The following is a 20,435-nucleotide window of genomic DNA, read 5'->3' as shown; positions in this document are numbered from 1 at the left end:
CCCGTGAAGGGAGTGGAACCACCGGGCCTGAACGAGGGCGTCACCGCGTCGCTTCCCCGCCGCGGTTTCCGCCTATGCGCTGCCCGTCAGCCGCGGCGTACGACGGTGAGACGGTCCTCCGCTCCCTCGGGCAGCGTGCGGCGCGGTACGGGGCCTGGTGCGGCGAGCGAGGAGGCGAAGGCCGCGACCAGCTCGTGCGGGGCGCTCGCGCTGAAGCTCGCACACCACAGGTACGCCGCCCCGAGCACCGGCTCCGCCCACGCCTGCCAGCCCAGAAGGTCATCGCGGGGGTCGGCGTCGTGGATGAGCTGCGGCAGCATCTCCAGCGAGACGTTCGTGGAGAAGCTCGGGTCGGTGGCGGTCGTCCGCGGGCGGTCCATGTCGCGCAGCCAGCCCCGGGCGGTAAGCGCGGTGAGCACCGACTCGGCGCGATCGAGCCCGGCATCGGGGGTCTCACACGCGTCGAGCGCGAGCAGGAAGTCGGTGAGCGCCTCGTGCGGTACGCCGGCAGTGAAGTACGCGTTCCACTCGGTCAGGGCCGAGGCAGAGTGCGGGCGGGCAGAGAGCTGCCAGGCCACCGGGAGGCCGCCCAGCTCGAACGGGTAGGCCGCGAGGATCCACTCGGCGCCGCGCAGGCCATCGGGACTCACATACAGCAGGGAGTTACGGGAGGTCGGCCACATGCGCCAGCCGAGGTCGGCCAGAGTGTCGCCAATCCGTTCGGCGAGGACACCGTCATCGCCGGCCAGGTGACGCGGCGTGACCCAGTACATCGGGTCCGGCGAATGGGTGTGGGAGGGGTCGATGGGGTGGTGCGGGTGCAGGGGCGCCTCCGTCAGTTCGAGGGGTAAATCACCGGCTGTCGTTTGGCCCGGTCGCGCCGCGCCGACGGCGCGGCGGCGCCTCGACCGGCTCCTGCCAGGTCAAAGCGACGGCCACAGCGGGCGGCAGGGGGCCGAACTGCTGGGCCTCCGGCGACTCGGCGATGTAGACCAGCGGCCGGCCGCGCTCGTCCACCGCCTTTTCCACGCCCCCCAGACGGTGGGCCATGGGGAAGAACGGGTTGATCGCGAGACGGACGGGCGTGTCGCGGTCGCAGGCGGACAACAGGTCGAGGATGTCACCGACGGTCATCTCGGGCGTATGCGGGTCCAAAGCGTTCTCCTAGCGTTAACGGGCGAGGCCGCGAGAGCAGAGGCAGGGTACGCGGCGCGTGTGCAGAGAAGGGGCCGTGCCCGTCACAGGGGCCGGGAGGTGGACAAAATCCGAGCCACGACATCGGCGACGATCTCCGCCGGCGTGTCCGTGCCGAAGGCCATCCGGTAGCCGGGGACGTTCGCGGTGCCGGTGACCGCGATCACCCAGCCCTCGCCCGTCACCCAGTCCTCGTCGGCGCCGCCGGGCCGGCCGTTCGGGAAGTAGCCGAGGTAGAACCGGCCATCGCGCGAGCTGATGTGCACGTCGGCGCGGTCATCGACGATGTGGGTGAAGTCGGCCTGGGTGAACTGGTCGATCACCTCCATCGCATGGCCGGCACCGAGCTTCCAGGAGCGGAGCCGCAAGGCCGCGACCGATTGGGCGAATCCGGGTTGCGCTGCATCCAATGCCACAGCATCACCTCTCTGACCTGGGATTTTCGGAAGGTCGTTCAGGTTGACATGACGTTGCGGCGTCTACCAGTCCTTTGGACGATCTTCCTTGTCTGCCACCGGCGAACTGTGTTGTCCTCGGACATATGGGATCTCATGCCCCACGGTCTCAGCGGGGTCTGATCAATCTCACCAGCGGGTAAATGGCACCTCCTCTACCGTGTCGCACCATGACCATCCTGATCATCGGCGGCAGTGGATTCCTGGGCACCGAGCTGGTCCGCCAGGCAGCAGTAGCGGGCCATGCGACGGCAGCGACCTTCGCCACCCGGCCTGGCAGCACTCCGGAGGTCTCCTGGCACGCCCTCGACCTACACGACGTCGACCGCATCGAAGCAGTCATGGCCAAAGTGGAACCTCGCGTGGTCGTCAACGCCACGAGCGGCGGACCCGATTGGACGGTCACGGCCGAGGGGCCGGTCCGCCTGGCGATGACCGCGGCGAAGCACGGCAGCGGCTTGGTCCATGTATCCAGCGACGCCGTGTTCTCCGGCGTCCGCGTCCACTACGACGAGTCCTGCCTCCCCGACCCACTCACCCCCTACGGCGCCGCGAAGGCCGCGGCGGAGACCGGCGTCCGCCTCGTGCACCCGGGCGCCGTCGTCGCACGAACCTCCCTGATCATCGGCGACCGGCGATCGGAACACGTACGCGCAGTGCACGACCTCGCGGCCGGCACCCGTACCGGTGTCCTGTTCACCGACGACATCCGCTGCCCCGTACACGTCGACGACCTAGCCGCCGCCCTCCTGGAACTCGCGTCCAGCGACCGCTCCGGCGTCCACCACCTGGCAGGAACCGACGCCGTGAGCCGCCACGAACTCGGCACTCTCATCGCCCGGCGTGACGGGCTCGACGCCTCCCAACTCCCTGCCGGCCTGCGGGCCGACAGCGCACTTCCCGGAGCACTCGACGTCCGGCTCGACAGCCGTGCCACCCAGGACCGGCTCCGGACCAGGCTCCGCGGCGCCCGGCAGTTCCTCGCCCTGGGGACATGAGTTCCTCGTCCAACGCGATGCGAACTCGGCTGTAGTCGGCCAGCCCAGGAAGGCCCGAGGCCACCGCACGTTTCTCCGCCTCGAAGCCCGTGAGCAGCACAGGTCATCCGTTGTCGGCGGTTCCTTAGCCGTATGTCCGGGTGCCGAGGCGGTAGCCGGTGACGAGGTCGGCGGAGATGCGGATGCTCCGGGCAAGCGGCACCGGCGGGCAAGCCGCCCCGCCATCGAGGCCCTGACCTGGGGCCGCCCGGTCTCGCCCAGCTCGCGCGGAAGGGCGGCTGGGCGTAGATGTGACGGTGTGGCCCTGACCCCTCCGATCGAGCCGATGCTGGCCGAAGCCCGGCGGCAGCTGCCGCCGGATGAAGCACTGCCCCGTAACTGGTTCGCGGAGCAGAAGCCGGACGGCTTCCGAGCCATCCTCTTCGCGCGCCCCGGTCTGGTCATGGTCCAGTCCCGCCAGGGCGCCGACCTCACGTCGGCCTTTCCCGATATCGCCGCGGCGGCCACCGGCCTCGTCGAGGCCCTCGTGCTCGACGGAGAGCTCGTCGTCCCGCATGCGGGGCGACTGCACTTCGGTGAACTCCAAAACCGCGCCCGTCGCCGTGGCCGCAGCGCCGTCCAGGCTGCGGCTGACCGCCCTGCCTATTTGATCGTTTTCGACGTGCTTGAGGCCGCGGGAACCGAGTTGCTGAGACGGCCGTATATCGAACGGCGCGCGGTCCTGGAGGACCTCTTCGCCCGCGACGTGCTCGCCGCCCCGTTCACCCTGTGCCCGTCCACGACCGACCGGGCGACCGCGTTGGACTGGCTGGACCCGGCCTGGGGTACGGTCGGCATCGAAGGTGTGGTGATCAAGGGCAGCCAACAGCTTTACCTGCCAGGGAAGAGGGCCTGGATCAAGGTCCGTTCCCGGACCACTTCGCAGGGAATGATCGGTGGGATCACCGGGGCGCTGGCGTCCCCGGCCACGCTGCTGCTGGCGCGGTACGACGCCGTCGGCACCCTGCGGCTGATCGCCCGGACCGCGCCCCTGCCCACCGCCATACGCCGCAACCTTGCTCGCCAACTGCATCCGGCCGCCCCCGACCACCCCTGGCACGGGCGGCACTTCAGTGCAGGCTGGGGTACGCGCGGCGAATTGGAGTACCACCCTGTACGGCCGGACCTCGTGGCGGAGTTCCAGGCCGACACGGCGATCGATGCGGGCCTGTACCGGCACCCCGTCCGCTTCCTGCGGCTGCGCGACGACCTGACCGTGCAACAGGTTCCGCCCTTCGGCGCGTGACCGCGCCCGACGTGACGGTCGGGCGGCGGCGGGGATGCCGAGCTCGGCGCGCAGGCCGCGCACCCGCTGCTCGATTGGCGTCGCGGATCGGTCGGACAGCCTCGACGCCCTGGCCCGCCAGGTCGACCACGTCGGCAAGTCCAGGGGTACCGCTTGCCGGGGAAGACCGGGCAGGCGTCGCCTCACCGCATGGTGATCACCACGTCCGAGGACTGCACCGCCTCCGTCGTCTGGGCAGCGGCGTCCGTCAAGAGTCAGTGGTCCGCCAGGACGCGCCGAGGTCCGCGAGCTGCCCACGAAGTACGCCGCGCTGCTCCTCCAGGTCCTGCGAGGCCGGCGACAGGAGATAGATGTTTTCGCGGTACAGGCGGAACCCGATGCGCTCCCACCCCTGGGCGATCTTGGCATTCACGCGATCCCACTCGGATCGGTCCGTCAGACGCTGACTGCTGAGGTCGGTGATGCCGGGTGAGCAGGCGATGGCCCGGCAGCCGGGCATGAGCCGGTGAATCGCCTCGCAACCGAGTACGGCCGCCAGGCCATGCCCGCGCCACTGCGGATCCAGCGTCACGCGATCCATGACGAGCAGTGCGGACCCGACGTACTCCAGCAGTTCGCCGACCTCACTGGTGAAGGAACCCGTCTGCGGGTCGAGGAGGACCTGGGCGATCTCGTACAGCTCCTCGGAGACCTCTTCCATGGCCCAGTAGGCATTCCGGCCGCGGTCGAGATGCACCCGGTAGAAGGTCATCTCCCCGACGGCCACATCCTCCGTCGTGCACGACGGGCATCCTGCAGTGGCGCAACCCCTGCCCTCCTCCGGGCTCTGCCCGCCGTCATGCGTACGGCGGCGGTGCAGGACGGCGACGTTCCAGCGCTCCAGCGTGTCGGCCTGCGGGGTGTCCCTGAGTTCGTCGTCGTAGGAGATGCGCAGGTGCAGCTCGGTGGGGTCGCCGGGCAGCGACTTGGACTCGATCACTGCGGCAGCGTAGCGAGGCACGTGCGTTCGACTGCCCTTCGTCCGCTCCGCGGGCGCTGCCCTGCGCAAGCGAGAGGTGCCGGGCGACTTCAGGCAGGGCAAAGCGAACAGACCGGCGCCCGCCGTGGTCGTTCCAGACCGCCACGGCTCCGGCCGGAGCCGTCAACCGCAGTCGGTCGCGAAGGCTCGCGGGAGTGGCATGCCCCTTGGCGGCTTGCATTTCTCGCACAAGGAATCGAACATGTGTTCATGCACGTCGTTTCGCCTGGTGAGCGAGGGACTCCGGAGGCGACCGGAGTCCAGTCCGGCACGCTCTCCAGCCTGCTCCCGGGCGGGCAGCTGCCCCACGGCGCGGTGGTGAGCGCCGGGGGCGATCTGCCCCTGCTGATCGCGTTGGCCGCGGAGGCCGCGGTCGACGGCGGGGCCTGGGCGGCGGTCGGTTTGCCGCAGCTGGGCGGGCTGGCTGCGTCGGATGCCGGTCTGGATCTGGCGTGCGGGCTGGCCGTTCCTGAGCCGGGGCGGCGGTGGCCCGAGGTGCTGGCGATGGTGTGCGAGGCGGCGCCGGTGGTCCTGCTCGGCCCCGTCGGGCATGTGGCCCTGCGGACCAGCCGCCGCATTGCGGCCCGCGTTCGGCGTTCCGGTACGACGTTGCTGACCTGGCAGGACTGGCCGGAGGCGCAGCTGCGGCTGCGGGTGGCCGAGGCCCGCTGGGAGGGGCTCGGGGACGGCTTCGGTCTGCTCGCCGGCCGCCGTGCGCGTCTGATGGTGGCCGGTCGGGGCGCGGCGGCGCAGCCGCGGCAAGCCGAGGTGTGGCTGCCGGGGCCGGAGGGCTCGGTAGCGCTCATTGCCGAGCCCGCTGCCGGCCTGGACGCGGATGTGGTGCCGCTGCGGCCCGTCACCGCGGGGTGAGTCGGCCGTGCGTGCGCTAGTGATCTGGGTGATGGACTGGCCGGTGGTGGCTGCGGGTGCGGATCACGCCGAACCTGTGGCGATCATCGCGCGGGAGCGGGTGCTGGCCTGTTCGAAGGAGGCCCGCCGGCAGGGGGTGAAGCGGGGGATGCGGGTACGCCAGGCATCCGGGCGCTGCCCCCAGCTCAGGCTGCTCGACCGGGACCCCGAAGCGGAGACGCGGGCGTTCGAGCCGGTGCTGCGCCTGCTGGAGAAACGGATCGCACCGCACATGGAGGTCCTGCGCCCCGGTCTGATCGCCCTGCCCGCGCGCGGACCCGCGCGGTACTTCGGCGGCGAGCCGGCCCTCGTGGAGCACATCACCACCGTGCTCACCGACGCCGGGATCGAATCACGTACCGGCGCGGCGGACACCGTGTTCGCCGCCGCCCTGGCGGTACGCGCCGGACGGGTCGGCCAACTGGTGCCGGCTGGGCAGACGGCCGAGTTTCTGGCTCCGTATCCGGTGGGGGTGTTGGGCAGCCCGCGTCTGTCTCAGCTGTTGCCCCGCTTGGGCATCACCACCTTGGGGGCGTTCGCGGCGCTGCCCAGTGATCGGGTGCTGGGTCGGTTCGGCCACGATGCCGCCGCGGCCCAGCGCACCGCAAGGGGCTTGGAGGCCCGGCCGCTCAACACGTCGGGGGCGGACGTGGACTACAGCGTGGCCGAGGCGTTTGAGCCGCCCGAGGACAATCTTGAGCCGGTCGCGTTCATCGCCAAAGCCCTCGCGGAACAGCTTCACGTCCGCCTTGCGGGAGCCGGCGCGGTGTGCGCCAGGCTGCAGGTCGAAGCGGAACTGACGGGTGAGCGGCGCCTGTCGAGGGTGTGGCGGCACGAGGGTCGGCTTTCTGCGCTGGCGGTGGCCGAGCGCGTGCGCTGGCAGATCGCCGCCTGGGCCGAGACCGGGCAGCTCGACGCCTCCGTGGCGGGGATCACCGCACTGCGCCTTATCCCGGAGGGGCTGTCGGCGGCCACCGGTCGGCAGTCGTTGCTGTTCGGGCCTCGGATCGCGCCGGAGGAACTGGAGCACGCCGCAGGACAGCTGCAGGCGATGCTCGGCCATCGCGCGGTGGTGCGCCCAGAACTCGCCGGAGGCCGCGGGCCGGGCGAGCGGATCGTGCACATCCCGTACGGCGATGCACGTGCGCGCCCGTTGGTCGAGGGGACGTGGCCGGGCCGGCTGCCGGCCCCGCATCCGGCGGTTGTCTACCCGACCCCGCGCCCCGCTCAGTTGGTTGGGGCAGAGGGCGGCATGGTCGGGGTGAGTGGACGCACCCTGCTCACCCAGGCGCCGGCCACGCTGTCGGTCGACGGCGCCGCGCCGGTGGCGGTGACCGGGTGGACCGGGCCGTGGCCGGTGCTGGAGGACTGGTGGATCCCTGCGCAGGCCCGTCGCCTGGCGCGTCTTCAGGTCGCCTGCGCGGACGGTCGTGCCTGGCTGCTGCACATCCAGGACGGCCGGTGGGCGGTGGAGGCCCTCTATGGCTGACCCTCGCGGGAGGGTGCTGAACTTCCCCGGGACGCGTGCCGCGCCGACGCCCGTGGACGGCGGCTGGGCAGAGTTGCACGTGCACTCCGCCAGTTCGTTCCTCTTCGGCGCCAACCACGTGGAGGCGTTGGTCGCCGAGGCCGTCCGCCTCGGCGTCGAGGCTCTGGCGATCACCGACACCAACGGGCTGTACGGCGCGAGACGTCTGGCGGAGGCCGCCGGCGCATACGGCATCGGCACCATCTACGGCGCCGAACTCACCCTCGACAAGGACCTCGGGTCGATCGTGGTGATTGCCCGCAGCCTGCTGGGCTTCACCCGCCTGTCCGCGGCGATCAGCGCTGGGCAGCTGGCGGGCGCCAAGAACGCGCCGGTCTACGACCTCGACGCGCTCGCGGCTGCCGCGTACGAGGGAGAGTGGGCGATCCTCACCGGCTGCCCCGTCGTCGGCGAGGCGGCCTATGACAGCGACGCCGTCCACGCACGCATCGACCGGCTGGTGGACCTCTTCGGCCGCACCCATCTGCACGCCGAACTCGTCGATCACCGACTGCCCGAAGACGGTCCACGCAACGCCGCCCTGCACGCGGCGGCGCAGCGATGGCGGCTGCCGGTGGTGGCCACGAACGCGGTCCGGTACGCGGCCCCGCGCTCGGCGCGGCTGGCGGCGGCGCTGACCGCACTGCACCGCCGCGAGAACCTCGACACCGCCATCGGGGAACTGCCGCCGGCCCCGACGGCGCATCTGCGCACCGCCGAGGAGATGAGCATCCTGATGGCCCGCTACCCGCAGGCCGTCGCGTCCACTGTCGACCTCGCCCGCAACAGTGTCATCGACCTGAGCAAACTGCGCCCGCAGCTGCCGGACTTCGAGGTGCCCGCCGGGCACACCCCCGAAAGTTATCTGCGTCACCTCGCCGAAGAAGGCTGCGCCCGCCGCTACGGGCCGCGCACCGACCCGGCAGCCGGCGCGGCCTGGAAGCAGCTCGACTACGAGCTGTCCGTGATCACCGACATGGGCATGCCCGGCTACTTCCTGATCTGCTGGGACATCACGCGGTACGCGGCCGAGCAGGGGATCTGGTGCCAGGGGCGCGGCAGCGCCGCCTCCTCGGTGGTCTGCTACGCGCTGGGCATCACCAGCGTCGACGCGCTCAAGCACGGCCTGCTCTTTGAGAGATTTCTGCACGCCGAAAAGACCGACCCGGATATCGACATCGATTTCGAGAACGACCGCCGGGAGGAGGTGATCCAGTACCTGTACGCCAAATACGGCAGGTCACACTGCGCCCAGGTCGCGAACCTCATCACCTACCAACCTCGCCTCAGTGTGCGGGATGCCGCGCGCGCCCTCGGCTACCCCACGGCGCGGATCAATGAAATGACCCGCCACATTCACCACGAACCACCAGGGCCGGAGGCCGACATCCCCGGCGACGTGCGCTCCCTCGCCGCGCAACTGCATACCTTGCCCCGGCATTTGGGAATCCACGTGGGAGGAATGGTGCTTACCCGCCAGCCCATCGGGGAAATCATGCCGGTCGAATGGGCCACCCGAGAAGGACGCTCGGTCCTGCAAGGCGATAAAGACGACGTCGCATCTGCCCGACTCCTGAAAATCGACATCCTGGGATTGGGCATGCTGGCCGCATTGCACACTGCGTGCGACCTCATTGCCCAACACCACGGAATCAGCCTGGACATGGCCTCGATTCCGCAGGACGACCCGGACGTGTACGCCATGATTGCCGCAGGTCGGACCATTGGCGTGTTCCAGGCTGAGTCGAGGGCGCAGGTCTCGACACTGCCGCAGTTGCAGCCGCGGTGTTTCGAGGACCTCGCGGTGGCCGCCTCGATCATCAGGCCGGGCCCAATCATGGCGGGATCAAAGCATCCGTATTTGCGGCGGCGTGCCGGTCTGGAGCCAGTGACCTATCCGCATCCGCTTGCAGAACCAGCGCTTTCCAAAACGCTCGGGGTCGCTTTGTGGCAGGAGCAGGCCATGGCTCTGGCTATCGACTGTGCTGGTTTCACCCCGGGCGAGGCGGACCGTCTCCGTAAGGCGATGGCCGCCAAGCATTCTCCCGAAAGGGTGGCACAGCTGCGCGGACGGCTGCTTGCCGGGATGGCCGCCAAGGGCATCGACCAGGCCGCCTCCGAGCGCATTGCGGGCATGATAGAAGCGTTCTCAGATTATGGATTCCCGCAGTCTCACGCCCAGTCGATGGCGGGCATCATTTATGCCAGCGCCTGGGTTAAATACCACTTTCCGCACGCCTTGCTAGCGGGGATTATGGCGCATCTCCCGATGGGATTCTACGACTCCCAGACGCTCATTCAGGATGCCAAGCACCATGGCATCGAGGTCCGCAGTGTCGACATCCAGCGCTCCGGCGTGCACGCCACGCTGGAGCCTCACGCCGACCAGCCGGAGCAGCGGCCGGCGATCCGCCGCGGGCTGACCTCCGTGACCGGGATCAGCGAGGAGATCGCCGAGCACATCCTGACCGCGCGCGGCGCTGCGGCGTTTCGCTCGGTGGCCGACGTTGCCCGCCGCACGCGGCTGTCGGCGAAGTTGATGGAGCAGCTGGCCACCGCCGGGGCGTTCGATGGCCTCGGCGTGGACCGGCGCACCGCCCTGTGGTCGGCCGGCGCCTATACCGGTGAGATCCAGGACGTCCTTCCGGGCTTGGACGACCTGGCGCCCGCGCCGGAGTTGCCGGTTATGACCGCGGCCGAGGCCACCGCCGCCGACCTCGACGCCTCCGGCGCCAGCGCCACCAACCACCCCGCGCAGCACCTCCGTGCTCTGCTGGCCTCACACGGGGCTCAGCCTGCGCACGAGGCCCGTGACCTGGCCGACCAGACCCGGGTGCGGGTCGGCGGACTGGCCAAGTACATCCAACGGCCCCCGACGGCCAGGGGAGTTGCGTTCGGCGCCCTGGAAGATGAGACCGGCATGATCAACCTGGTCTTCTCTCCCCCGGTCTGGGAACGCACGCGAGAGGCAGTTCTCGGCGCCCCTGCAGTGCTGCTGGAGGGGCACATCGAGCGAGACCGCGGCTCGGTCAACATGATCGTGCACCGCGCGCATGCCCTCGCGGGCCCTGCTCGGGCTCATCAGCCAGGGCGCTTCAGGTGACGATCCGAGGGAAACGAGGCTTCACCCGCGCCCGCCACAGGTCATCGTGAAGCCCATCGGGCATCACGCCCGGCGCTGCGGGTCGGGCGCGAGCGTGATGGCCATCCAGGGCGCCGCCGCATCGCGGTAGCTGTGTCCGACCGGGGTCAATTCGGTGCTCCGGGTGAGGCTGAAGATCGTCACCATGATCATGTCCGAGCCGTCCGCGATAGAGATGAGCTGGGTGTGGCAACGGCGGCAGGACCCTCGGTGCAGTGTCGGCCAGGTGGAGAAGTACGCCGGCTCTCCTCCGGGGCCTGTCCACTTCAGAGCGTCTCTTCGAAACCCCACCCATGCCATCGCTGGCGCCCCGGACAGGCGAGTGCAGTGCTCGCACGAGCACAGGTGGGGGTCGTCCGGGATCCCGTACGCCTCATACATGTGGTCGCCGCACTGGCAGCGCCCAGTCCACAGGTCGGGGACGACGATTCGCTCGGCCACGGGGCGGCTCCTTTGGCGCGGATGAGTTGATTCCGGCGGCAGTGTGCCGCACCGCAGCGACATCGCGCTGGTGTTCGGCACCAGCCGACCCCAACGGGATGGCGAGTCCACCCTTGAAGGCGAACATCCGTAGGAGCCTTCACGGTTCGACGTCGCACTACGCACAGGCCACGTGTGGCGCCTCGCCCCCGCTCGCATCGGATAAGCACCCATGACAAAGCCCCCGGAATCAATCGATTCCTGGGGGTTTGTCATGGGTGCTGCGGGTGAGGTCAGCTGGAGGTGGAGCCGTCGTCGGTGGAACTGTCCGTGCGTCGCCGACGGGCCGCGAAGAGGGCGCCTCCGCCGGCGGCGATCAGAGCTCCGGCGCCGCCGATCAGCCACGGGGTGGCGTCGGCGCCGGTGTGCGCGAGCGCGCCGGTGGGAGCGGGCGCCGCAGTGCTCGATGTGGCCTCGCCAGAGGTTGGAGTACCCGATGCGGACGGCGCCGGGGCGTCCTCGTCCTTGCCGGGCTTGTCCGCGGAGGGCTCGCCGCTCGGCTTCTCAGTGGGCCTGCCGCTCGGCTTTTCCGTGGACGGCGGGCTGGTGGCAGTCTTGGCGTTGGTTACGGTCACGGTCACGGGGCCGCCCGGCTTGGCCTTGAATGCCTTCGAGGGCTTGTAGAGGTCGTAGCCAGCGGGTGCCTTCACCTGCTTGACCCAGAAGTCACTGCCCGTACGGGAGTTGACGGGCAACTTGCCGCTGGCCGTGCCGTCGGACCCAGTGGTCAGCGTCAGGAGGGTCGTGCCGCCGCTGCCGATGTTGACCGTGGATCCGGCGAGCGGCTTGCCGGTCTTGTCGTCCTTGGCCTTCAGCAGGACCGAGGCGGCTTTGAACGGGTCGACGATGGTGAGCGGGGTGTCCGTGGCGGGGGTGACGATGACGTCCTGGTCGTCGACCGTGTCGTACAGGTTGCTGCCGCTGGAGGTCTCCTTGAGGCGATAGACGCCTGGTGCGAGGTCCGTGAAGGCGAGCTTGCCCTGGGTGTCGGTCTTGCCGGTGGCGGCCTCCGTGCCCGCGGAGTCGAGGAGGGTGAAGGACGCGCCGGCGAGCACGTCGCCGGCGGGGTCCTTCTTCAGGATGGCCACGCCGCCGGTCTCCGGCTCGGCTGCGTTGCGCGGAGTCGGGGACGTGGATGCGGACGGGGTGGGATCGGTGTTCTGGGCCGAGGCGGTCGGCGCCCAGGACAGGCTGCCGGTCACCGTGGCGGCGACGGCAACAGCGACCGGGAGGGTACGAGCGGAACGGATACGCAAGAAGGAACTCTCCAAGGAATACAAGGGAACAGGCAAGGCAGGCATGTGGGTCAGTGGTTCAGCGAGAGCGGCCCGGCGCCGGGCGCGGGGGCGACGTGGGCGGTCCGTTTACTGAACGGGAGGGTGCGGTGATCGCGTAGCGGCGGGCGGCGGCGCGGACAAGTTGCTGCTGCCGCTCGACAGGCAGTTGTGTGATGCCGGCCAGGCCCTGGGCGATGGCCAGGCCGAAGGGGGATCCGACGTCCAGGCCGGCGGCCTGGACGATCTGTGCGGCGGCCTCGGCTTCGACGAGGATGCCGTAGGTGCGGGGGACGCCGAGCAGGTGCTCGGCGTGGTCGCGGGCGCCGTCGAGGATGTCGGTGAGCGGGAGGTCGTCGTTGAGGCAGTCCTCGACGATGTCGAGGAGGGTCAGCGTCGCGCTGTGCAGCCGGTCGCGGAAGTCGGGGTCGGTGATCCAGAAACCGTTCGGGCCCGCAGGCGCAGGCGGGCCGGGGACCGCGGCAGTCGGCGCCGGTGGCCGTCGGTGCGAGCGGAACCAGTGGGGCGGGGACATCCAGACTCCATGGCGTGGTAGGCGGTTTAGCGGGTGCGGGGCGAGGCCCCGGTGGTGGGTGTGGGCGGGGCGACGGGTCGGGCTGCCGGTCGGGACGCGGCAGGTGGCGGGAACCAGAAGTGGGCGTACTGCTCGATCGCGGTACGTAGCCCCGTGCCGTCCGCGCCGTGCCACGGCGGCAGACTGCTGTGGGCGTGCCAGTCGCGGATGACTGCGTAGCCGTCTCGGCCGGGTACGAGGTCGCGGGCCGTGTCGCGGCGGGTGAAGGTGCCATGGTCTGCGAAGCGGAGGATCGCGGTGTCGAGGACGCCCTGCTCGGGGTGGATGACACGCAGGAGCAGTCCGTCGTATTCGCCGTGGCGGATGCTGGGGGCGAAGTCGATGCGTAGCCGCAGCGGCGAGTTCGGCTGCGGGACTGCGTAGAGGGCGTCGCCGACGATGGCGTACTGGTGGAGGGACAGTTCGATGACGTCGTCGAAGAACTGCTGGGCGTGCAGAGCCAAAGCGCCTCTCTCGGACGGAGGGGATCTGGTCGGTCAGCGGCGAGGGCCGGAGCTTCGGGTGGGCAGGGCTGCCGACGGAGTTGTCGTGGTGCTCCAGCGCGGGATGCTGCGCGTGGTCAGCGCTGGCGCACGACGGGGGGCGGTCCGTCGGATGTCCAGCGGGGTCGGAACGGGGGGCGCAGGCGGTGTCACAGGAGTGAGCTGTGCGGCCTCCCGCAGCCCGGGGAGCATCGAGTCCCTCCAGCGCGGCAGGGGTTCCGGGTCGGACACGCTCTGGGTGATGGCCTTCACCAGGGCTGTTGGGGTGTTGGTGGTGGCGGTGGCGTACCAGCAGGCGTACCCGTTCTTCGGTCCGCCCCACAGGTGCCATCGGGCCTCAAGGGTGGTGAGTTCCCTTTCGGCGTCGAGGCGGCCGGTGGCGTACTCGCACGTGGCCATCCCATCGGGGGACTGCAGTTCCATCACCCCCCAGCGCGGGTGCTGGAACTGCCAGCCGTTCTTGATGAGCGGGACGACGGCGTCGAAGGCACCGAGTTCAGGGTCTGTGAGATCGGGCTCGGCGAGGTAGGTATCGGGGCCGACGGTGTACGCCTGGGCTAGGGCGGTGGTGAAGGCGGCGACGAACTCCGTGGGCGCCTCGTCGTTGAAGCTCACACCCCATGCGGGCGGGCCAAACCGGTCGCGGTAGGCGTTGATCCGCCACAGTCCGTCATCGTCTCCCTCGGGCAGATAGCCGAGTCGGACGCGGTGGTCGGGGGCAGTGACATAGACGTTGCCGAGCTCGTCGTGACGGAGGTCGAAGCCGAGCGCGAGGAGCGGCTCCAGAGCGGGGTCTCCGGTCCAGGTGCTGCCAGCCAGGTAGCGCGGGGATACATAGACGTCGCCGTCGATCTCTTCACTGTTGGGCACGAAAGTCCTGGGGTCGGGGCTGATGGGAAGCAGAGCGGGGAGAGCGGCCAGCCGTCAGGAACCGATGCTGTCCGCCAGGGCGGGCAACAACTGCTCTTCCAGATCGGCGGGTTGGCCGGTGTAGTGGAGGGTGCGCAGGCCCAGCTCGGCGGCGGCCCGGCAGTTGTCCTCGCGGTCGTCGACGAACAGCACGCGTGCCGGGTCGTCGGCGCCGGTGGCGGCCAGGGCGTGTTCGTACGCGGCCCGGTCGGGCTTGCACCGGCCCAGGCGGGCGGAGAACAGGGCGTCGGTCATCAGGTCGCGCCGCCAGTCGGTGGCGTCCAGGACGTCGCTGAGGTGGGCCGGGGCGTTGGAGAGCAAAACCATCGGCAGCCTCGCGGCCCAGGCGCGGTAGAGGATGTCAAGGACGTGCGGGTCGGTGCGGGTCCACATGGCGGTGTCGGCATCGCGCAGGGTGCGCAGCCAGCGCGGGCCGGGGTGATGACCGAGCACCTTGGCCCAGTAGGCGAGATCGCTCAGTTGCCCTGCGTCGTAGGGGTTGCGGGGAGCCCAGAAGGCGTCCTGGAACGAGGGGAGATGCCGGTCGGGCCACTCGGCGAGGTCGGCCAGGCGGGTCCACATGGCAGCCGGGGGGTGCAGGCCGGCAACCCCGTTGTAGTCGAGGATCAGGGCTTCTACGCCGGTCCGGGAGTCGGAGGTGCGGGTCAAGGGGTCGTTCTCTCCAGGGCTTTGGGGGCGAGGGCGGCGACGGTTACGGCGAGGAGGGCGGGCAGCAGCAGCGCGTTTGGGAGGGCGGTGAGGGTGGCGAGGGCGCCGATGAGGGCGGGGCCGGCGAGCAGGCCGGCGTAGCCGGTGACCGCGACGGTGGCGACCGCGCGGGGTCCGCCAGCGCCTGCGGCGGTGATCAGGCTGGGGATGGTGACGGACAGGCCCAGGCCGAAGGCCGCCCAGCCGAACAGGGCGAAGGCAATGGTGGAGCCGGCCAGTCCGGTGGCGAGGCCGAGCGCGGCCAAAGCGGCGCCGGCGCGTACGACGGCTGACGCACCGAAGTGGGCGGTGAGCCGGTCACCGGCAAGGCGGCCTGCGGCCATGGCGGCGCTGTAGAAGCCGAACGCCGCAGCGCTGGTCGCGGCCGTCGCGCCGAGGTCGTGCAGGTGGACGGCAGCCCAGTCGGCAGCAGCGCCCTCGCCCAGCAATGCTGCCGCCGCCAGGACGCCCAGCAGCCACACCCGGGGCCGCGACTGGCCCCCGCGTTCGCCCGAGCCCTGTGCAGCAGGATTGTGAGCGGGCTTGAGTCCCAAGCTGACGAGAGTCCGGGTCGGAGCCGTCGTAGCTCCGGCCGCCACCGCGGCGCAGATGGCGACCCCGGTGAACAGAACGGTGTGCGAGGTGTGGGTGGTGGCCGCGGCCAGCGCGGCGCCGAGGAGGGCGCCGAGGCTGTAACTCGCGTGCAGCCGACCCATGATGGGGTAGCCGTGGGCGTCCTGACAGCGGACCGCCGCGGCATTGGCCGTGACGTCGAGGACGCCGTGTGCGACGCCGAAGACGAACGCCGCCGCGCACAGACTTTCCAGACTGGAGCAGGCCCCGAGGACGGCGAGCCAGGCGGCGAGAGCGATGGCGCCGCCGGTCAGCAGCGCGGGCAGGCGGGTCGGGCGGGCGAGGCGCCCACCCGTCTGGAGTCCGGCGACCATGCCGAGGGCGGCGGCCAGCAGGACCAGGGCAAGCCCTCCGGTGCTCGCCTCGGCGGCGGCCTGGACGGCGGGCATGCGGGCCCCGAATACGGCCATCACCACGCCCAGGCCGGCGAAGTACCCGGTCAGCAAGCGGCGGCTGCGCACCACCTCGATCGCGACGGTCTTCCTCACGCGGCTTGTTCCCCGGTGGCCGGAGCCGTCTGCGTGGCGGCGGCCACCTGGACGTCGAGGTGGCGGTACGCCTCCTGGGCGCGGTCCTGGGCGGCCGTAGCGGTCGGCCCGGTGGTGATGACATAGCCGATGCGGGCGGTGAACAAGTTGCCGCCGTCCTGGGGAAGCACGAGCTGGTCTCCGGGCTGTCGTTGGAAACGCACGCGCTCCACTCCCCCGGTGGGCTTCGCGACACGGCAGGCGGTCAGGGTGCCGGAGTAGGCGGGGTAGATGAAGCGGATCGCGGCAGCCTGGCGGCGCGTGGGCGTCAGGTCGGGGGTACGTCCGCAGGCGATGTCGGCGGCGGCCCGGGCGAGATCGACGCCGGTGGCCAGGTGGACGAGGTGGCCGATCATGTCGCCGGCGATGCGCGCGTTGACCTCGATTAGGCGGGGCCGGCCGTTGACGATGCGGATCTCGACGTGGCTGACGCCGTCGGTGATGCCGACGGCGTCGAGGGCCGCGACGGCGACCGGTGCCACGGTGGCGAGCAACGGGTCGTTCGCGTCGACCACGTGCGCCAGCTCCTCGAAGAAGGGCCGCATCCCGACGGTCTTGCGGGTGACGGCGACCACGGTGGTCTGGCCCCGGTGGGTGACACACTCGACGCTCACCTCCGGGCCGTCGAGGTACTCCTCGACCAGGACCTGGGTGCTCTCCACCCCGTGGCCGGCGGTGCGCGCGGCGAGGGCGTACGCGGCCGGAAAGTCGTCGGCGGAATCGACGCGGATGACGCCCATGCTCGCGGCGTGGGCGGCGGGTTTGAGAACGACGGGATAGCCGATCAGCGCAGCGGCATCGGTCGCCTCCCGCTCGGTACGCACGCTGACGGATACGGCGGAGGGCACTCCGTGGCGGGCGAACAGGCTTCGGCTCGTGTGCTTGTTGCGGCAGCTCTGGAGGGCTTCCGGAGCCGTGGTGGGCAGGCCGAGCTGGCGGGCGAACCGGGCGACCGGGACGAGGTACCACTCGGTCCACGTCACCACGCCGGCCAGCTCATACCGTTCGGCGAGCGCGCGCCCAGCCGTGGCGAGTGCCGCCAGGTTGGTCGGGTCGACGACGGCGTAGTCGAGGAGGAACTCCTTTTCCCAGGTCGGCTCGGCGCCCGAGATCAGGACGACGTCGTAGTGGGCGGCGACGTTTTCCAGGCAGGTGCCGCGGTACAGCTGGGCCTCCATGTCGGCGGCTGCGACAACCAGGACGACGGGGCGAGAGGACAACAAGGCTCCAAACAGTGGCAGGACAAAGGAGGTTGACGGCACACGGCCGGGGTCAGAGGGTGCGGCGGCGCCGCAGCTCGAAGGCACCCGCCCAGTGCGGGTGGTCCTCGATCAGCTTTCGGGCGTACAGGGCGGTGAAGGAGTTGTTCAGCCCGCGCACTCCCGCGGGCAGCTGCCAGCGCAGGTCCTCGAACAGCGCCTTCAGCCCGACCCGGGTAGCTCCGGTGGCAAGCCGATCGGCTGTCAGGCGCTCCAACGCGCGGTAGACGTAGGGGTGCTCGGCGTCGAAGGCCAGGAACCGGTCGGTCAGCGTGGGGCGCGATCCTGCTCGAAGCGACGGTCGGGATATCGGCAGGACCACCTGGTCGGCCGGGGCGTGAGGCAGGGGCATGGCGGGTCTCCGTGAGGTGTGCAGGAAGTCGGTCAGGCGAAGGAGGCGCGCAGGGCGGGGGTGGTGCGCAGCCGGGCGAAGGCGGTGAACAGGCCCGCGGCCTGGAGCACGGCGCAGCCGGTGATGACGTGGCCGAGCTGGGCGGGCGGCACCACGGCGACGAGGACGCCGGCCAGCGGGAAGGGCAGCAGCAGCACCAAGATCGTCAGGGAGAGGGTGGCGCCGAATACGTCCGTGGGGATGAGGCGGGAGCGCAGGGTGCGCAGCACGACGGTCATGCCGCCCTCGCCGACCATGAGAACGGCGATCAGGGCCAGATAGGCGTGGTAGGTGCCGGCGAAGGAGACGGCCAGGCAGGCGGTAGCGGCGATCGTGGCGGACACGACGCCGACCGGCCACAGGCCGAAGCGGTCAATCGCCCGGCGGCACAGCACGACCGCGCCGAGCGAGGCGACGGCCGCGATGGACCAGATGAACCCGACGTCGGCTGTGGAGTGGCCGAGCTGCTTGACGATGATCACAGGGGCTGCGGCCTGCAGCAGGCCGACGGCCAGGTTGGACACGGTCAGTCCGGCCACCAGCCAGCCGAGCGCCGGCAGTGCCCGCAAGGTCGACCAACCGGTGCGCAGCCCCTTGCCGACAGACGGCACTGCGGCGGGCTCCGGGCGGAGGTACTGGCGCGGGGCCAGGACGCTGGTGAGCAAGGAGAAGACGGCGATCACCAGCAGCATGCCGCTGGCACCGGTCCACTGGAGCAGGAGGCCGGCCAGGGCGGGGCCGAACAGGGTGGCGACCTGGTCAATGCCGAGCAGCACGGATTGCACCCGGTGCGCGCGGGCGCCGGCCGCACGACCGGCCACCCCGCCCGCAGTTTCGGCCGCGATGTACGCGCACTCGGTGAGGATCCCGGTGGACGCGGCGAGCACCATGACGGTGGCCGTCTCCCCGAGCCCCGCCTCCTGCGGAGCTAGGAGGAGCGCAGCTACCAGGACGACCAGGGCGCGGGCAACGGAGGCGGAGCGGAGCACCGCGGTGGTGCCATGACGGTCGACCAGGGCGCCGACGAAGGCGAACGCCCCCAGCCTCGGCACCCATTCCAGTGCGAAGGCAAGTCCGGTCAGGGCTGCCGAGTTGGTGGTGGCCAGGACCAGCAGCGGGATGCCGTACGTGGCCATGGCGAACGCGGCGGCGTCCGTGCTGCGCGGCAGGTAGATGCCGCGCAGCACAGTGGGGACCGGGCGGCGGGCATGCCGCGGTCCGACACGGGATCTCACGCAGCGCGCCCCGCTTCCGCCGGCAGCGGCGCGGAGCGGGCGTCGGCGTGGTGCAGGACGCGGGGGTTCGCCTGCAGAAACTCGGCCAGGGCCTCCTGCGGCGCCGACGGTTCCAGACTTGAGCCGGACGCGTGCGGGCTGCGGCTGTGCAGCGGGAGGGTGTGCTGGACGCGGGTGACGAAGTCGGTGCTGGTGTCGGGGAAATGACGGGCGCGGGCCCAGCGGGCCGCGGTGTCGTACACCTCGGCCAGGGCCTCGCCGCTCGCGGTGAGACGGTAGCGGTCGGGGGCCTGTTCGTCGGCGTGGATCAGGCCGAGGTCGCGTGCGACGTCGATGGCATGGCGCAGTTGCCCGGGGGTGAGGTCGCCGAAGGCGCTCTGCAGGGAGCCGCGGCGGTGGCTGATGGGGCCGTTGTCGTCGATCTCGGTGACCAGTCGGATTAGGCCCGGCAGGGTCAGGGTCCGGATCGCGCGGCGTTCGTGCAGGAGGGTCTGGGGCAGGGGGCGGGTCATCGGCGCGGGCCTCCTGCCGGGGAGATCGGGCGGGCGGGTATCTGGTGGGAGAAGAGGTCGCCGGACTTCCACGCCGGACCCTCCGCAGGCGTGGTCGTCAGGGCGGAAGGAGCGGTCGCTGGGGCCGGAACTGGCGGCGCCGGAAGGCGAGTCGGGGTGGTAGCCCACGGGCCGGAACGGTTCTGCGACGGGGCGCCGCTCAGCTCCCGAGGGCGACGGGCATCGGCTTCGGAGACCGGGGCGGTGGCCCAAGCGGAGATCGCCTGGAAGACGGGGGCGAGTGCCCGGCCGCTCGCGGTCAGCCGGTATCCGCCGGTTCCGGTGGGCGTGACGAGGCCGTCGTCGACCAGGCGTTCCAGCGGCTTGTAGACGGCGGTCAGGCCGTAGCCGGGCATGGCTTCGGTCGCCAGGGTCTTGGCGGTCGCCGTGCCCCGGGCCTGCAGGGACCACAGGATCGGGGTGGCGTGCCTCGGCACGAGCAGCGCAACGGCGTCTTCGATGTTCTGGGCCGGTGCGATCCGTTCGAACTCCACCTCGCCGTTGTGCTTGTTGGCGACCATCTCCTTCTCCAGGTACCTGTCGCCCCAGGACGCGATCACCGCGAGGACGGGCAGCAGCGCCGCACCGCGGCTGGTGAGGCCGTAGGTGACATGGCGCGGCGCGTACTCCGTACGCTCGATGACGCCGGCATTCGTGAGGTGACGCAGCCGGGGGTGGAGCTGCCCGTCCGCCAGCCATGGAAGCCTCGGCTTGAACTCGGCGTAGCGCAGCGGCTGCGAGGAGACGGTCATCAGCACCCACACACTCCAGCGCGGAGCGAGCAGGTCCAGGGTCTTGGTGACGCCCAAGAGATCGTTCGGTGTGGCGGGCGGCGCGGTGGTGGCCAAGAAGGGGGCTCCTC

21 protein-coding genes are annotated in these 20,435 nt (G+C 70.8%); 5 read left to right on the top strand and 16 right to left on the bottom strand.

Going from position 1 to position 20,435, the window contains the following annotated elements; translation table 11 throughout:
* Positions 1-86: 86 nt before the first annotated feature.
* The 3 genes from ACWC1K_RS26425 to ACWC1K_RS26415 all read right to left on the bottom strand — a co-directional run bounded on the left by ACWC1K_RS26425 (position 87) and on the right by ACWC1K_RS26415 (position 1,610).
* Entirely contained in the window at positions 87-773 is a 687-nt protein-coding gene (locus ACWC1K_RS26425) for a DUF317 domain-containing protein (RefSeq protein WP_450834781.1), read from the bottom strand.
* Positions 774-852: 79 nt separating this feature from the next.
* Positions 853-1,134 (bottom strand): hypothetical protein, encoded by a 282-nt coding sequence (locus ACWC1K_RS26420; RefSeq protein ID WP_450834800.1) that lies wholly within the window; start codon positions 1,132-1,134, stop codon positions 853-855.
* A 104-nt stretch (positions 1,135-1,238) separates the two neighbouring features.
* Positions 1,239-1,610 carry a DUF317 domain-containing protein gene (locus ACWC1K_RS26415; protein ID WP_450834779.1) on the bottom strand — a complete coding sequence of 124 codons (372 nt, stop codon included), beginning with the start codon at positions 1,608-1,610 and terminating at the stop codon, positions 1,239-1,241.
* Between the two features lie 209 nt (positions 1,611-1,819).
* On the opposite strand from ACWC1K_RS26415, the gene ACWC1K_RS26410 reads away from it, so the two are divergent.
* Both ACWC1K_RS26410 and ACWC1K_RS26405 read left to right on the top strand, forming a co-directional pair.
* Positions 1,820-2,647, top strand: a complete 828-nt coding sequence (locus ACWC1K_RS26410; protein ID WP_450834777.1) for an SDR family oxidoreductase — start codon at positions 1,820-1,822, stop codon at positions 2,645-2,647.
* A gap of 298 nt (positions 2,648-2,945) precedes the next feature.
* Positions 2,946-3,932, top strand: a complete 987-nt coding sequence (locus ACWC1K_RS26405; protein ID WP_450834775.1) for an ATP-dependent DNA ligase — start codon at positions 2,946-2,948, stop codon at positions 3,930-3,932.
* A 247-nt stretch (positions 3,933-4,179) separates the two neighbouring features.
* Here ACWC1K_RS26405 and ACWC1K_RS26400 read toward each other — a convergent pair whose 3' ends face one another.
* A complete protein-coding gene (locus ACWC1K_RS26400) occupies positions 4,180-4,911 on the bottom strand; it encodes a hypothetical protein (RefSeq protein WP_450834773.1) in 732 nt (243 codons plus the stop codon).
* A 249-nt stretch (positions 4,912-5,160) separates the two neighbouring features.
* On the opposite strand from ACWC1K_RS26400, the gene ACWC1K_RS26395 reads away from it, so the two are divergent.
* Genes ACWC1K_RS26395 through ACWC1K_RS26385 form a run of 3 tightly spaced genes read left to right on the top strand, consistent with a single transcriptional unit; the run spans position 5,161 to position 10,490 of the window.
* Positions 5,161-5,820, top strand: coding sequence for a hypothetical protein (locus ACWC1K_RS26395; protein ID WP_450834771.1), 660 nt, complete (start codon positions 5,161-5,163; stop codon positions 5,818-5,820).
* Positions 5,821-5,851: 31 nt separating this feature from the next.
* Positions 5,852-7,348, top strand: a complete 1,497-nt coding sequence (locus ACWC1K_RS26390) for a DNA polymerase Y family protein (protein ID WP_450834769.1) — start codon at positions 5,852-5,854, stop codon at positions 7,346-7,348.
* A gap of 13 nt (positions 7,349-7,361) precedes the next feature.
* A complete protein-coding gene (locus ACWC1K_RS26385) occupies positions 7,362-10,490 on the top strand; it encodes an error-prone DNA polymerase (protein ID WP_450834768.1) in 3,129 nt (1,042 codons plus the stop codon).
* A gap of 63 nt (positions 10,491-10,553) precedes the next feature.
* On the opposite strand, the gene ACWC1K_RS26380 is transcribed toward ACWC1K_RS26385, so the two are convergent.
* The 12 genes from ACWC1K_RS26380 to ACWC1K_RS26325 form a co-directional block, all read right to left on the bottom strand.
* Positions 10,554-11,033, bottom strand: a complete 480-nt coding sequence (locus ACWC1K_RS26380; RefSeq protein WP_450834798.1) for a GFA family protein — start codon at positions 11,031-11,033, stop codon at positions 10,554-10,556.
* A 209-nt stretch (positions 11,034-11,242) separates the two neighbouring features.
* Complete coding sequence (locus tag ACWC1K_RS26375; RefSeq protein WP_450834767.1) at positions 11,243-12,265, bottom strand: SpaA isopeptide-forming pilin-related protein; 1,023 nt, start codon at positions 12,263-12,265, stop codon at positions 11,243-11,245.
* Between the two features lie 58 nt (positions 12,266-12,323).
* The gene (locus ACWC1K_RS26370; RefSeq protein ID WP_450834766.1) at positions 12,324-12,818 is read right to left on the bottom strand and encodes a hypothetical protein; all 495 of its coding nucleotides are present in this window, start codon (positions 12,816-12,818) and stop codon (positions 12,324-12,326) included.
* A 26-nt stretch (positions 12,819-12,844) separates the two neighbouring features.
* A complete protein-coding gene (locus tag ACWC1K_RS26365; protein WP_450834764.1) occupies positions 12,845-13,321 on the bottom strand; it encodes a hypothetical protein in 477 nt (158 codons plus the stop codon).
* Positions 13,322-13,354: 33 nt separating this feature from the next.
* A complete protein-coding gene (locus ACWC1K_RS26360) occupies positions 13,355-14,230 on the bottom strand; it encodes a DUF317 domain-containing protein (RefSeq protein WP_450834763.1) in 876 nt (291 codons plus the stop codon).
* Positions 14,231-14,284: 54 nt separating this feature from the next.
* Complete coding sequence (locus ACWC1K_RS26355) at positions 14,285-14,938, bottom strand: HAD-IA family hydrolase (RefSeq protein ID WP_450834762.1); 654 nt, start codon at positions 14,936-14,938, stop codon at positions 14,285-14,287.
* Positions 14,935-16,098, bottom strand: coding sequence for an MFS transporter (locus ACWC1K_RS26350; RefSeq protein WP_450834760.1), 1,164 nt, complete (start codon positions 16,096-16,098; stop codon positions 14,935-14,937). Before ACWC1K_RS26350 ends, ACWC1K_RS26355 begins: the two co-directional genes overlap by 4 nt.
* On the bottom strand, positions 16,095-17,315 hold the full coding sequence (locus ACWC1K_RS26345; RefSeq protein WP_450834797.1) for an ATP-grasp domain-containing protein: 1,221 nt from the start codon (positions 17,313-17,315) through the stop codon (positions 16,095-16,097). The genes ACWC1K_RS26350 and ACWC1K_RS26345 overlap by 4 nt, the downstream gene beginning before the upstream one ends.
* A gap of 94 nt (positions 17,316-17,409) precedes the next feature.
* Entirely contained in the window at positions 17,410-17,748 is a 339-nt protein-coding gene (locus ACWC1K_RS26340; RefSeq protein WP_450834759.1) for a hypothetical protein, read from the bottom strand.
* Positions 17,749-17,780: 32 nt separating this feature from the next.
* A complete protein-coding gene (locus ACWC1K_RS26335) occupies positions 17,781-19,022 on the bottom strand; it encodes an MFS transporter (protein ID WP_450834757.1) in 1,242 nt (413 codons plus the stop codon).
* Complete coding sequence (locus ACWC1K_RS26330; protein ID WP_450834755.1) at positions 19,019-19,534, bottom strand: hypothetical protein; 516 nt, start codon at positions 19,532-19,534, stop codon at positions 19,019-19,021. The genes ACWC1K_RS26335 and ACWC1K_RS26330 overlap by 4 nt, the downstream gene beginning before the upstream one ends.
* Complete coding sequence (locus tag ACWC1K_RS26325; RefSeq protein ID WP_450834754.1) at positions 19,531-20,421, bottom strand: winged helix-turn-helix transcriptional regulator; 891 nt, start codon at positions 20,419-20,421, stop codon at positions 19,531-19,533. Before ACWC1K_RS26325 ends, ACWC1K_RS26330 begins: the two co-directional genes overlap by 4 nt.
* Between the last annotated feature and the right edge of the window lie 14 nt (positions 20,422-20,435).

It is taken from the genome of Streptomyces sp. NPDC001492 (genome assembly GCF_053597275.1).
This window is presented reverse-complemented; position numbering and strand designations above follow the sequence as displayed.